The sequence below is a fragment of the Labilibaculum sp. DW002 genome, from assembly GCF_029029525.1.
Lineage (GTDB): Bacteria > Bacteroidota > Bacteroidia > Bacteroidales > Marinifilaceae > Paralabilibaculum > Paralabilibaculum antarcticum.
This window is the reverse complement of sequence record NZ_JAKJSC010000002.1, coordinates 611,349-625,213: the sequence shown is the minus strand read 5'-3', so window position 1 is coordinate 625,213 and position 13,865 is coordinate 611,349. Positions and strand designations below refer to the sequence as shown.

Annotated in this window: 9 protein-coding genes and 2 tRNA genes; 4 read left to right on the top strand and 7 right to left on the bottom strand. The window is 37.2% G+C overall.

Annotation, left to right across the window (positions count from 1 at the left end):
• Positions 1-7: 7 nt before the first annotated feature.
• From L3049_RS14075 to L3049_RS14055, 5 genes are all read right to left on the bottom strand, one after another.
• Positions 8-1,171, bottom strand: coding sequence for a site-specific integrase (locus tag L3049_RS14075; RefSeq protein ID WP_275110449.1), 1,164 nt, complete (start codon positions 1,169-1,171; stop codon positions 8-10).
• A 185-nt stretch (positions 1,172-1,356) separates the two neighbouring features.
• A tRNA-Arg gene (locus tag L3049_RS14070) sits at positions 1,357-1,431 on the bottom strand.
• Positions 1,432-1,464: 33 nt separating this feature from the next.
• Positions 1,465-1,539: transfer RNA gene (locus L3049_RS14065), tRNA-Arg, on the bottom strand.
• Between the two features lie 102 nt (positions 1,540-1,641).
• A complete protein-coding gene (locus L3049_RS14060) occupies positions 1,642-3,423 on the bottom strand; it encodes an aconitase/3-isopropylmalate dehydratase large subunit family protein (protein WP_275110448.1) in 1,782 nt (593 codons plus the stop codon).
• A 239-nt stretch (positions 3,424-3,662) separates the two neighbouring features.
• Positions 3,663-5,477, bottom strand: coding sequence for an aconitase/3-isopropylmalate dehydratase large subunit family protein (locus L3049_RS14055; protein WP_275110447.1), 1,815 nt, complete (start codon positions 5,475-5,477; stop codon positions 3,663-3,665).
• A 242-nt stretch (positions 5,478-5,719) separates the two neighbouring features.
• Between L3049_RS14055 and L3049_RS14050 the strand changes: the two genes are divergently transcribed.
• From L3049_RS14050 to L3049_RS14040, 3 genes are all read left to right on the top strand, one after another.
• Positions 5,720-6,943 carry an MFS transporter gene (locus L3049_RS14050; RefSeq protein WP_275110446.1) on the top strand — a complete coding sequence of 408 codons (1,224 nt, stop codon included), beginning with the start codon at positions 5,720-5,722 and terminating at the stop codon, positions 6,941-6,943.
• Between the two features lie 835 nt (positions 6,944-7,778).
• On the top strand, positions 7,779-9,434 hold the full coding sequence (locus L3049_RS14045) for a glycoside hydrolase family protein (RefSeq protein WP_275110445.1): 1,656 nt from the start codon (positions 7,779-7,781) through the stop codon (positions 9,432-9,434).
• 148 nt (positions 9,435-9,582) lie between these two features.
• Positions 9,583-11,142 carry an alpha-L-fucosidase gene (locus L3049_RS14040; protein ID WP_275110444.1) on the top strand — a complete coding sequence of 520 codons (1,560 nt, stop codon included), beginning with the start codon at positions 9,583-9,585 and terminating at the stop codon, positions 11,140-11,142.
• Positions 11,143-11,232: 90 nt separating this feature from the next.
• On the opposite strand, the gene L3049_RS14035 is transcribed toward L3049_RS14040, so the two are convergent.
• Both L3049_RS14035 and L3049_RS14030 read right to left on the bottom strand, forming a co-directional pair.
• Entirely contained in the window at positions 11,233-12,000 is a 768-nt protein-coding gene (locus L3049_RS14035; protein WP_275110443.1) for an MBL fold metallo-hydrolase, read from the bottom strand.
• Positions 12,001-12,030: 30 nt separating this feature from the next.
• Positions 12,031-12,963: a bile acid:sodium symporter family protein gene (locus tag L3049_RS14030; protein ID WP_275110442.1), complete on the bottom strand. Its 933-nt coding sequence runs from the start codon at positions 12,961-12,963 to the stop codon at positions 12,031-12,033.
• A 157-nt stretch (positions 12,964-13,120) separates the two neighbouring features.
• Here L3049_RS14030 and L3049_RS14025 point away from each other — a divergent pair, with 157 nt between their 5' ends.
• Positions 13,121-13,828, top strand: a complete 708-nt coding sequence (locus L3049_RS14025) for an SAM-dependent methyltransferase (protein ID WP_275110441.1) — start codon at positions 13,121-13,123, stop codon at positions 13,826-13,828.
• The last annotated feature ends 37 nt before the right edge of the window (positions 13,829-13,865 follow it).

Sequence of the window (13,865 nt, the reverse complement as noted above, 5' to 3'; positions counted from 1 at the left end):
TTTTTATTCAATATAGTTCTGTCATTTTTTGTCTGAGAGCATCCATATCACTTTTCATTTTCTCATCAACAACCTTAGCGTATATTTGGGTTGTTTTGAGATCGGAGTGCCCCAGCATTTTACTAACTGTTTCAATCGGAACATTATTGCTTAAGGTAATAGTAGTTGCAAATGTGTGACGTGCCATATGAAAGGTTAAGTTTTCTTCTATTTCGCAAAGTGTTGCAATTTCCTTCAAGTATTCATTGGTTTTCTGGTTGGTTTTGACTGGCAAAAGCCGTTTCCCAAGTTCATAACGGTTGAGTATTTCAATTGCTTGAGGTAGGAGGGGTACTTTGTATTCACTCGCTGTTTTTTCTCTTTCTCTCCATATCCACCTATCGCCATTTTCATCGGTGTACAGGTCTTTTGTACGTAGTGTGGCAATATCAGCATAGGCTAAGCCCGTATATATCGAAAATAAAAAGACATCTCTAATTTCAGTCAATCGGGTAGTGGTAAACTTCTTTTCTCTTAATGCTTTAATTTGGGCTTTGTCTAAGAATTTTCGCTTTGCAGTCTTAGGTGCTTTGGGTTTGAATTTTAGATAAGGGTTGTTCTGTACAGGAAAGAAATCTTTTTTTATAGCAATGTTGATGAATTGTTTTATGGTTCCGTGATACTTAAATACCGTAGCATCACTTAAACCTTTACGGCGTAACCAATTATCCAGCTTTTCGATATTAGTATAATCAACATCATGAAAGCTTTGGAGTAGTCCAAATGTTTTAAGCGTTTCGAGTTTTGATTTAATTGCTCGATAAGTGCTGTACTTTTTTGTGGCGTCTAGGTCTAGTTCGTTTTCGCAGAATTCAATAAATTCCATTTCTACATCACCGGATAGATAGTTTTCTACATGAGTAAAACTAAAGTTCTTTTTCTCTTCAGCTACTTTTAGCTCAAAATCTTCTAGTCCTGAGATCAAATCTCGTAACTGTTTATTAAGTCGGATTTGATTTGGGTGGTTTTTGACTTGCCTTTTTGATTCATCCCATTGTTTAGGTTTTAGATAAATACCTGTAGAGAAATAACGTTGTTTTTTTTGCAAGTATACTTGAAGTTGAAGAAGGGCTTTACCTTCTTTATTTGTTTTTCCTTTACGGTTATAGACGATTTTATAGCTCGCTTTCATATATGGGTATTATTGGGTATTAAAACGGGTACTAAACTGGGTATTGTGCACGGTACTACACGGGTACTACAAAATTGTTAAAAGAAACATTTATTTTGTGTGTCAAAAGTTTCTTGTAACACCTAAAGGTACTAGGTTTGGCGGGTGTTTGCAACAAAAAAGCCGATACTTTTGTATCGGCTTTGTGATCCAGCCAGGGCTCGAACCTGGGACCTATAGCTTAGAAGGCTATTGCTCTAATCCAACTGAGCTACTGGACCATCCTATAAATATATTGTTGCAAAAAAATCAAGTGATCCAGCCAGGGCTCGAACCTGGGACCTATAGCTTAGAAGGCTATTGCTCTAATCCAACTGAGCTACTGGACCATTTTTCCTTAATTGCGATGCAAATATAGGGATTAATTACGTTCCAAAACAAATGTTTTTGTGTTTTTTTTCTGTAAAAATCACCCACAGGCAAGTAAGAGCCTATATCACAGATCTTATCCAATTCACAAGGCCTTTGTATTTAATTATTTCTTGTAATTTATCGGGTAAAGGAGGTATTTCAAACCGTTTTTCACGTACCTGTATGATTCCTTCCTGAATATCAAGCAATATGGCATCTCCCCGCTTGTAAAAATCAACAATTTCACGGCTCACAATCAGCAAAAGTCCTTGATTTATTGCCGAACGATAAAAGATCCGATTCACCGATTTTACGATAACAGCTTGCACTTTTGCATGTGCTAAGCCTACCGCCGGATGCTCTCGAGAGCTACCACAACCAAAATTTTCACCTGCAATTAGAATATCTCCTGGCATTACTTCATCAGCAAAAGCTTCGTCGAAACCTTTGAAAAGATGCGGACGAATCCCATCGGGATCAGAACTCAGAACCTCATAAGTTAAATTTCCAGCAAACATTTGGTCGGTGTTCAAATGATCTACATCTGAATAATCCCAAACAGCTGTGCATTTTCGCTTATCGGTATTCTTAATTTCGATTGTAGGGCTTTGAATTTTCTGATAAGGAAACTTAATTTGTTTGCTTTTATCTTTGCGAGGATCGGTAATTGTTCCGCTAAGTGCCGAATGAGCAACAGTTGCCGGTGAAGCCAAATAAATCTCTGCATTCTTATTCCCCATTCGTCCTAAGAAATTACGATTCGCTGTCGAAATTACCTTGAAACCATCAGCAGGTATTCCTTGACCTGTGCCCAAACAAGGCCCACAAGAAGAACCTAAAATGCTAGCACCAGCATTCATCAATTTGGTAATAATTCCTTCCTTAATGGCATCTAAATAGATTTCTTTGGAAGCTGGCGTAATTAGCAATTGAAAACCCGAGGCAATTTGCTTGCCATCTAATACATTCGCGGCAATTCTTAAATCGTCTAATCGTCCGTTGGTACAAGTTCCAATCAATCCTTGATTCAATTTCACTCCTTGTAATTCCGATATGGATTTCACATTATCGACATGATGGGGAGTCGCAGCAAGTGGCACCAAATCATTTAAATCAATTTCATATTCTCCAAAATACCGAGCTCCTTCATCGGCCCAAATGCCTTTCACCTTTTGTCCATAAAAAGCTTCCAATACCTTATCGGGAGGAAAAACGGCATTCTTAGCTCCCATCTCGGAAGCAAGATTAGCCAAAGTCATTCGTTCAGAAATGGAAAGTTCCACAACTCCTTCTCCATGATATTCAATAGACATGTAATTGGCTCCTGCCGAGCCTAACATTCCAATAATCCACAAGGAAAGATCTTTGGCATAAACGCCTTCTGGCAAGCTACCGCTTAGTGTGATTTTTATGGATTCAGGAACTCGAAACCAAGTCTCACCTCTTTTCCACAGACCAGCAGCCTCGGTTCTATCGATTCCTGCCGCCATGGCATTAAATGCACCTGCAGTACAAGTATGACTATCGCTACCAACGATGATCATTCCCGGCTTGGCATGATAGGACATAATTTGATGACAAATGCCAGAACCAGCATCGAAAAATTTCTTGATTCCCTGTTCCCTTACCAACTCCCTAACCTTTTGGTAATCGGTTGCTAATTTTGCATTGGTTGGCGGTGCATTGTGATCCAAAACAACCAAAAGTTGATCTGGATTCTTCACCTTTTCACCGCCCATTTTCTGGAATGTTTTTTTAATACTGGCAGTGTTATCGTGCGTTAGCACAACATCAGGACTTTTAAAAACGATACTACCACATTCTGCCCTGAATATTTTCTCAACGAAAGTTAGGTTTTGCATGATCGTAATGTATTTCTTAAGCACAAAGGAAACTCTAAGTAAGCCAAAAAGTCACACAAAGTTTTTTTTAGTTTCTACATTATATGACTTCACGTTATACTTCTTTGCTTTCGCAGTTAAATTGTAAAATAGTCCACCTTTTTTTTTGCCAAATCACCTAAAGTAATGCTATCGATTTTTCTCTTTTTATACTTTGTGTGACTTCGCGTTGTCCTTCGTTTACCTTTGCGGTTAAATCTTTAAAAAAGCCCACCGTTTTGGTAAATCTCCAACTGAACTTCAGAAAATCGTTCTCCTTGCACCGATATTTTTTTAGATGTGTTTATAATTTCACCAGTTTCGAGATTCAATTGTACAATATCTCCGTCTGCTAATTTTAATTTTTCAATGGTTGCGCAGGTCATAATTGGGAATGCAGCATTTATTGCATTTCGCTCATAAATAGCCCCATACGATTCTGCAACAATTGCTTGAATTCCTAAAGCTTTAAAACAATCTACTGCTTGCTGTCTGGAACTTCCACTACCAAAATTCTTATGCACAACTACAATATCTCCAGATTTTGCTCTTTGGGCAAAATCTTCGTAAGCCTCCAAATTATCGAAAGTATACTGTCCCATTTCAGAAACATCCGTTAAAGACAAATACCGATTGTGATAAATCATATCCGTATCGATATTATCCATCGGAATGTACCACACGCGTCCTTCGATATGCTTTGGCTTTTCTATTTCTATGGAATCCAAACAAACCGCGGTTTCAACTATTTTTCGTTTTGACTCACTCACTCCAAAGGTCATTGGAATTTCTGGAATCTCATCGTGAGGAACAATACAACCAGCAATTGCCGAAGCGGCAACTGTTGCTGGCGAAGCCAAATAAACCTTACCTTTTCCCTGCTTACCAGGGAAATTTCTATTTCCAGAACTAATGCTTATTTCGCCTTCTCCATTTTGACCTACCTGTCCTGCTGCACATCCCGCACATCCTGCATTAGATACCATTGCTCCAGCTTCTTTAAAGATGTTTATTAAGCCTTCTTTTAAGCATTCATTCCAAATTTCATCGGTAGCGGGTACTATTTTAAAAACCACATCAGGAGCAACCTGTTTTCCTTTCAGAATTTCTCCAACAATTCGAAAATCTTCCATTCGCCCATTGGTGCAACTTCCGATAAAAGCAGAATCTATTTTCACACCTTTGACTTCCTTTACAGGAACTGTATTGTGCGGTTCGCCTGGTAATGCTACACGAGGTACAAAGGCTTCTATATTCAATTCATACAACTGCTCATATTCCGCATCATGATCAGCTCTTACGATTTCTAGTTTTTTCCCATTGCGAAACTGAGAATATTCCATTATGGCTTCATTAGGCGTAAAGAAAATGATAATACAGCCCATTTCTGTTGCCATAGATGAAATGGTAATTCGCTCATCTAAAGTCAATTTATCTACCTCATCACCATAAATTTCGACGGCATATCCTAACAGGGTATTCGCACCAAAGCGTTTCAGTAGGCCCAATACAATATCCTTGGCATAAATTCCCTCGGGGCGTTTTCCATTCAAATTTATCTTTACGGATTTAGGAACCTTAAACCATACTTTTCCATTGTGAATTGCAGCAGCAATATCCTTATCTCCCATTCCTTGACCAAAAGCACCAACTGCACCTAAAATATTAGCATGCGAATCGGTTGTTACTGCGGTAATTCCCGAGTAAGCAAGTCCTTTTTCAATTAAAGTGTGAGTTCCTATTCCCGTATTGATATCGAAAACCTTTACGCCATTATCTCTAGCGAACAATCGGCATATTTGCTGATTTACAGCATATTTTTGATCCGATCCGGTTGGGTTGCAATCGAAAGTAAAAAAGGTTTTTTGAGGATCGGCAATTCGCAGATTATGATCCTGAATATTTTTCACCACATTAGCACCTCCAAAATCTCGCGCAGCGCGAATATCAATTTCGATATCGACAATTTCGCTCGGTTTTACGCGACTTTCTTTTGAGTGATTTGCTAAAATCTTTTCGATTAATGTCATTCCCATAGGTCAAGTATTTTAAAGGTAAAAAACTGCTACAGCCCACAAATCCAACTCCTCCTTTTCAATTTACGGAAATAAATTGGCATCCATCATGATTTCGACCTGATTTCTATCTTTGTATCAATAAGAAAATCATTCTTCTTATTGCAGCAGCAAGAAAAACGTAAACCACTGTGTAGTAAAAATAAAAGTCGTTCCAACTTTCAATTTTATCCTTTCTACAAAGCTCAAATTATAAATGGGAAATGCTTTTTGTTTACACGATAGCAATTATCTTTGCAACTCAAATTAATGAGATGACAGCTTCGATTTCTGGAAACATTCCAAAACTGTATTTGATCAAAATTGCCAAATGGTTCATGCTAACCATGCCAATCATTGTCCTTTTTTATCAAGAGAATGGTTTGAGCATGCAAGATGTGCTTACACTTAAAGGAATTTATTCTGTTGCTGTGGTTGCTCTTGAAATTCCATCGGGATACATTGCGGATGTTTGGGGAAGGAAAAAATCGTTGATTTTAGGTTCGATTTTAGGCTGTTTGGGTTTTGTAGTGTATTCTTTCAGCCATGGTTTCTCTGGTTTTTTAACGGCAGAGCTGATTCTCGGAATTGGTAGCAGTTTTATTTCTGGATCGGATTCGGCAATGCTCTACGATAGTCTTCTGAAAATGAAAAAAGAGAAAGATTACCTTAAGCAAGAAAGTCGCGTTATGTCTGTTGGAAACTTTGCAGAAGCACTTGCAGGTATCGCTGGAGGTAGTTTGGCTTTAATTAGCTTGAGAACTCCATTTGTTTTTCAATCCTTTATTGCCTTTATTGCCATACCAGCTTCTATTCTATTGGTTGATCCGAACCAAAATGCTGTAAAAATAAAAGTCGGTTTTAAACACATTCTTAGCATTGTTAAATTTTCTCTTTGGGACAATGCCATACTGCGATGGAATATTGTTCTCTCATCGGTAATTGGTTGCGCTACACTTACGCTAGCATGGTTTATTCAGCCTTACTTACGTGATTTGGATATGGAAGTAAGCACCATTGGTGTTATTTGGACGCTCTTGAACCTAACGGTTGGTTTCGTTGCGCTATCTGCCTATAAAATTGAAGGATATTTAGGCAAAAATGGAACATCCATTTTTATTGTTCTTGGTGTATCAATTGGTTTTATTTTAACTGGCTGGTTCAATTCATTAATTGGTGTTGGCGTACTCTTCTTTTTCTACTTTGTAAGAGGAATTGCAACTCCTGTTTTAAAAGATTACATCAATAGAATTACCGAATCGGAGATGCGAGCAACGGTGCTTTCGGTTCGTAACTTTATCATCAGAATCTGCTTTGCTCTTATCGGTCCATTTTTAGGTTGGTACACCGATCACTTCACCCTTTCATCTGCCTTAATGTTGGCTGGTGGAATCTTCTTTGTACTTGGTGGAATTAGTGTGCTATTCATGATTAAGGTTGAGAAATAAAAAAAACTCCAAACAATTCAAATTAAAGAATTGATTCCAGCTTTTATTCAGTCTTGTCCTTATTGATTTTAGTAATTGGGCTTTCCGCTCAAACCCGACATCACTTCTTGTTTGTCAATATTTTCAGGCCGAATCCAAAACGCCACAGACATTGCTGCCTCCCTTTGATTGGTCAAAGGAAATACATCTTTACTGGCTTTAAACCTGACAACTTCGTCTCGAATTTCATCTTGCAAAAAAAACTTCCAAATTTGCTTCGGATTGCTGAGTTAACACGCTTAAATCACCTATTAAAAAAGAATCAAAAAATACTATGGGTGTGAAAATACCATTCAAAAAGGGGGTACATAAAAGAAGCCTACACCAAAACACTATAAGACTGAATCTTACCTAAAATCAATCGATTACCAAACAGATGATATACCAAACAACTTAAAGTTTTATAAGGTAATCATTTAGGATTTTAGCCTCTTGCACACTTGTGATTTGCTTTGGGTTTGCCACCAAATAAATGAAACACACCCCTTTTTCATGAAAATATCTCTCCATAAAAACACACTTTTTTCCTGAAATTTGTAAAAAGGAAAATGATAAAACACATGAACCTACCTCAAAGTGATTTGCAAATCAATTTTTCTTGATTTTAGGCCTAATACGGATATCAATCTGTAAAAGTCAATGACTTGAATTTTTACACCAATGGGCTTCTCTTACTAAAGAAGCTAAACACACAATTGAATAAAAAACGTGAATTACTAAAAGAAACAGACAACAATTATCCTGAGAACGAAAAAATCATTACCGGAAATTGGAATAATTAAAACGAAATCGACTTATGAAAATCCGTTTACTAATCCTTTCAATACTAGCCATACTTACAGCAAATATGACCATCGCTCAGGACATTGAAAGACAACGCCCTAAAGAATGGGAAGGGCTTGCTGGAGGTGGCCTATTTATCGATCGCTTTTTACCCATTCCAACAATAGGTAAACTAAGTTCTGATACTTGGGGTGCTAAAGCCGTAAAGCCTCGTTACACGGACAATGGTATTGAAGAAGATGAATGGTCTTATTGGGGCGGAAATATCAAACAAGATGAGAAGGGAAACTATCATCTGTACGTTTGCCGTTGGCGGGAAGATTCACAAAAAGGACACATGGAATGGCCAAATTCAGAAGTTGTTCATGCCATTGCCGACAATTCTATGGGACCATTCAAGTACAAGGAAACCATAGGCAAAGGACACAATCCTGAAATTTATCAGATAAAAGATGGTAGATATGTGCTTTACGTGAATAATGGCTACTATTTATCGAATACCCTGAATGGTCCATGGAAATACAACAAGTTTGAATTCGATCAACGAAATAGACCTATTTTCGATCATATGGCCAACTTTACTTTTGCACAACGCGAAGATGATTCTTACTTAATGGTTTGTCGAGGTGGTGGTATTTGGCTCAGTGAAAATGGCCTCCCTCCTTTCTATCAGGTAAGTGAAAAAAGTGTGTATCCACCTTACGATGGCAGATATGAAGATCCTGTGGTTTGGCGTACCAACATTCAATATCACATGATCGTCAACGATTGGCTGGGAAGAATTGCTTACTATCTGAGATCCAAAGACGGAATCAACTGGAAAGTTGAACCTGGTGAAGCTTACGAGCCTGGAATTGCAAAATATGAAGATGGAACCAAAGTTGATTGGTACAAATTCGAACGAATAAAGGTTTTACAAGATAAGTACGGACGAGCTATTCAAGCTAATTTTGCTGTCGCAGACACCATCAAAAAGCAAGATCTTGGAAGTGATCATCACAGCTCAAAAAATATTGGTATTCCATTAACAATTGGTCGTTTAATTACGGTTCTTGATAAAGAAAAAATAGGTTCCCAGACTAAACTAATTCGCATTAAAATCGAAGCCGAAGAAGGTTTCAACCCGCATAAAGATATAAATCTTAAATCCTTACGCTTCGGCGCTTCCGAAAAGGTAAACTACGGTGGAGGTTCTAAAGTACTAAAAACGAAAAAATCAGGCGATGATTTAATTATCACATTCAACGCAGCTGAAAATGGTTTGAATGAGGACAATTTTGCAGCCAAACTATTGGGAAAAACTAGAAAAGGAAAATTATTATTTGCGTACGCACGTCTGCCTTGGGTAAATTACAAGGAACAAGCACTTTCGTGCAGATTCCCTATCCTTTCTTTAAACGGTCGCGAATTAAAAATAGAGCTGGAAATTCAAAATTTCGGTCAAGTTTCATCCTCTTTATCAGATGTGAAAATAGAATTCCAAAAAGATGGAAAATGGATAGAACTAGTGCAAGCTAAGGCTCCTGATTTAAAACCATTTGAAAAACAGGTACTGACCTTATATGCCAAAAAAATTACAGAAATCGGAAGCACCACACAGCTAAGAATTACAATTAACCAAAAAGAACAAAAATCAGTTGTACTGGAAGGAGCCGTGATCATCAGATAATAGGTAAAGAAGCACTGCTTCCTAAGACGAGGAAAAATAAATAATTATATACTACCATCAGGACAAAAAAATATGTCACACAAAAAAAATGATTCTAAATCAGTTCACATGTGTGCATCAACTTGTCTTGAAGGCAAATTTTAAAATCATGAAAATTAATCACTTTCGAATAATTGCGTTCATTCTTCTTGCAATGAACACAGTAGGATTCGCGAAAGCGCAGAAACCCAAGAAATTTAAGAAAAATTGGGCATCATTAGAGAAGATAGATCAAGTGCCAGAATGGTTTCAGGATGCTAAATTCGGTATTTATGCCCATTGGGGACCTGTATCGAATGCTTTTGAAGGAACTGATCCTAAGAAATTCTATGCTGGTTGGCACGGAATGAAGATGTACGAAGATGGCAAAAAAGTACCGACTAAAAATGGTAAGCCAACAACTAACTTTGTTCATCATTCTGAGCATTTTGGCGATCCCGCAGAATTCGGATACAAGCAACTTATCGAAAAATTTGATCCATCTGGATTTGATGCAAAAGAATGGGCTGATTTATTTGCACTTTCAGGCGCAAAATTTGCCGGTCCTGTTGCCATGCATCACGATAACTTTGCCATGTGGGATGCAAAATCTACACGCTGGAATTCAATGAATTATGGAGGCATTGATCCTTCCGCAGAACTTAAGAAAGAAATTGAAGCTAAAGGCATGAAGTTTATGGCTTCCTTTCACCATGCCTTTACTTGGCAATATTTTGCTCCTGCCCACAAATATGGAGGAGTAAGTCCAGAGGATTACGATTTGTATACAAATCCTCACGCTTTAGACTCAGAAACTCCTGATGCCAGTTTTTACAAAGAATGGTGGGTGAAACTAAAAGAGTATATTGATGTATATCAGCCTGACTTAATCTGGTTTGATTGGTGGTTGGAAAATATGACAGATGAAAGTCGTCAAGAATTCCTTGCTTATTATCACAACAAAGGATTGGAATGGAAAAAAGAAGTTGCTGTTTGTTACAAAGAAAGCACATTCCCGGCAAGCACAGCCATCAAAGATTATGAACGTGGTCGTCCCAACCAACCTGTAGATCAAATGTGGTTAACCGACACTTCTCCTGGAGCTTGGTTTTATCGCCCGGGAGCAATATTTAAAACACCAAACGAGCTTGTGGATATCTTGGTTGATATTGTATCAAAAAATGGCTGTATGTTATTGAATGTACCACCAAACCCTGATGGAACCATTCCTGAAGTAATGGCTAATCTATTAACCGAAATGGGAAAATGGTTAGAAGTAAATGGCGATGCTATTTATGGAACACGTGTTTGGACAGTATTTGGTGAAGGCCCTACCCGTTTGCCTGAAGGTGGACACAAAGTTGAAAAACACAAAATCATTTATCAAAACACTGACATTCGCTTCACTAAAAAATCTGATAAAGAGTTCTATGCAATTGTAATGGACAAGCCTGAAGATGAAACTGTAATTAAATCTTTAAGCACTCAAATTGGCGTATTGAACTCAAAAATTGAGAAAATCGAGTTATTAGGAAGTAATGAAGAAATCTCTTGGGAAAGAAATGAAAAAGGTCTTGTTATAAAGGCTCCTAAAATTCTACCTTCAAATTACGCTCATGCTTACAAAATTACTTTAGAAGGATATACTGAAAATGCAATTGGTGGTGACACAGAAGCACATATAGAATAATAAAGAAAATTAAAGTTATACCTATTGGTGCCATTATCTTCATGATGATGGCACTAATTTTTTCCAAACTATAAACTCAGAACAAATCCCTTAATTTATCTCAATCTCCAATTCATCGTAAGCTAAAAAAACATTTTTGGGTAATTCTGCCTCCACCTCATCGTGAAATCCCATTTGATGACTAAGGTGTGTAAAATATGCTTTTTCGGGCTTTAATTCCGCAACCAATTCGAGGGCTTCAGGAAGGGTAAAGTGAGAAAGATGTTTTTCTTTCCTTAGCGCATTTAACACCAAAACTTTTAAGCCTTTCATTTTTTCTTTTTCTTCTTTCGAAATATAATTGGCATCTGTAATATAAGCCATATCCTTAATTCTAAATCCGTAAACAGGCAATTTAAAATGCCTTACCCTTATCGGAAGAATACTTGTCCCATTAATATGAAAAGCTTCATTGGTAAGATCAATCAAATTCATTTGTGGAATTCCCGGATATCGAAATTCTGCAAACACATAAGCAAATTCCTGCTTTAGGGAAGTTTGTACACGCTCCTCAGCATAAATATCCACAGCTTTCTTATTTACCCAATTAAATGCTCGAACATCATCTAATCCTGCCGTATGATCTTTATGCTCATGTGTAAAAAGGATAGCGTCCAATTTTTCAACTTTAGCTCTCAACATCTGATACCTAAAATCGGGACCACTATCTATCACTATCGAAATATCATCAACCTCAATTAAGGCAGAAGTTCGCAATCGTTTATCTCTTTTATCAGTAGATAAACAAACGGGACATTTGCAAGCTATAATGGGAATACCCTGTGAGGTTCCAGTACCTAAAAATGTTAATTTCACCATTCAGTTTCAATTCTAATGTAAATCTGCTGGCTAATCACTTTTATTGGTACCGAAATACTCTTTTCTTATGGAAAGGTAGAGTAAATATAACAAAACAAATATTGCCATTACGGCAGAAGGGATAGCCGCTTCTTTACCAAACAATGTTAATGCTGTTACAACAGCAAAGCCTGAACTCTTAATTGTAACCAACAGGTTTTGAGTAACTGCCACAGGCGCCGAAATGCCAATTTTCTTACTAAACCATTCGTAAAACCATCCCAAACCAAATATACTAAGAAACAAGACCAGAGCAACAAGAAATAGTATCTCAAAATTTGAGAAGAAAACTTGCCTATTTAAGCCTACAGCAGTAAAAATCAAGAGAGCAAATCCCCAATCGACAATCTTCCCCCTTACCTTCTCTACCGTTGGCTTGATCGGCTTCCACAGTAATAATCTAGAAATCAACAAAGGAAGTAAAACCAGTTGCACCATTGTAACAAACAATTGAAGTGGGTCGATTCCTCCGTCAACATTCGAAAATAAGCTGACGATAAGTGGTGCAAAAAACAAGGAAGAAATAAATGCGCCTAAAGTTCCAACAATTGCATATTTAAGGTCTCCATCTAAAATGTGCGAGAAGGGAATTACAGCAACCCCGGGAGGAGTTGAAGCAATTACGACAAAACCAAGGAACAATTCGGGCGTAGGCATTAACCAATAGGAAACACTAATAATAACAACACCAAAAACAACATAGTTTAAAAATGAACCAAGCAACATGGGCACAAACATCTCCTTTAAAGGAAACATTGCTTTAGTCGAAATTCCCGTTGTAGAGAAAGTCATAACAATCGCTAAAATATAAAAAGTATAGTCCTTTAGTAAAGTAGCCCAATCTCCAATTAGCAATCCTAAAATTACTGCAAGAACCAGAATAAAGTTTCGATTTAATATTATTTTAGCTGCAATCTGTGTCATATTGTAATCAATAATGCCGATGAAGTGCAAAGATGAAACAAATCAACTTGAATTCAAAATTATTCATATTGAATGTAAATAAGAAAAATGAAATTGAATTCAACAAACAGAATTAGTGAATAAGTTATTTTGTACATTTGCCCAAAATTAATCAATCATGAAGGGCAAACTTTTTTTAATTCCAACAACTTTGGGTGATTCTGAAATTGATCAGGTAATCCCAATGCACATTCAACAACTTATTCCTGATCTTAAACATTTTATTGTTGAGAATATAAGAACAACTCGTCGCTATTTGAAAAAAATAGATCGAAACATCAATATTGATGAATTGACCTTTTATGAATTGAACAAACACACCTCGCCAAATGATATTTCAGGATATTTAAATGCTCTTAAAGAGCATGACATGGGAATCATTTCAGAGGCTGGTTGTCCTGGAGTTGCCGATCCTGGCGCTGATGTTGTGAAAATTGCACACACAAAAGACATTAAGGTTATTCCTTTGGTAGGTCCATCTTCTATCCTACTTTCCTTAATGGCATCTGGTTTTAACGGACAAAACTTTGCTTTTAATGGTTATTTACCAATTCAAGCGGGAGAAAGAGCAAAAAAGATCAAGCAATTAGACAATCGCTCGATTAACGAAGGGCAAAGCCAAATGTTTATCGAAACACCTTTTCGAAACATGAAAATGGTAGAAGATCTGATTCAAAATTGCCATCCAAGTACCAAGCTTTGTATTGCTGCCGACATTACGCTCGAAACGGAATACATCAAAACAATGCCTGTTAAAAACTGGAAAAACAATGTTCCTGATTTACACAAGAGACCTACAATTTTCCTTATCCACAGAGATAAATAGGACATAAAAAAACAGCGCAGATGATGAATCTGCGCTG

Coding starts and splice junctions, on each gene's coding strand:
- L3049_RS14075 (WP_275110449.1), bottom strand. CDS start 1,171: ATGAAAGCGAGCTATAAAATCGTCTATAACCGTAAAGGAAAAACAAAT.
- L3049_RS14030 (WP_275110442.1), bottom strand. CDS start 12,963: ATGACACAGATTGCAGCTAAAATAATATTAAATCGAAACTTTATTCTG.
- L3049_RS14060 (WP_275110448.1), bottom strand. CDS start 3,423: ATGCAAAACCTAACTTTCGTTGAGAAAATATTCAGGGCAGAATGTGGT.
- L3049_RS14035 (WP_275110443.1), bottom strand. CDS start 12,000: ATGGTGAAATTAACATTTTTAGGTACTGGAACCTCACAGGGTATTCCC.
- L3049_RS14045 (WP_275110445.1), top strand. CDS start 7,779: ATGAAAATCCGTTTACTAATCCTTTCAATACTAGCCATACTTACAGCA.
- L3049_RS14050 (WP_275110446.1), top strand. CDS start 5,720: ATGCTTTTTGTTTACACGATAGCAATTATCTTTGCAACTCAAATTAAT.
- L3049_RS14040 (WP_275110444.1), top strand. CDS start 9,583: ATGAAAATTAATCACTTTCGAATAATTGCGTTCATTCTTCTTGCAATG.
- L3049_RS14055 (WP_275110447.1), bottom strand. CDS start 5,477: ATGGGAATGACATTAATCGAAAAGATTTTAGCAAATCACTCAAAAGAA.
- L3049_RS14025 (WP_275110441.1), top strand. CDS start 13,121: ATGAAGGGCAAACTTTTTTTAATTCCAACAACTTTGGGTGATTCTGAA.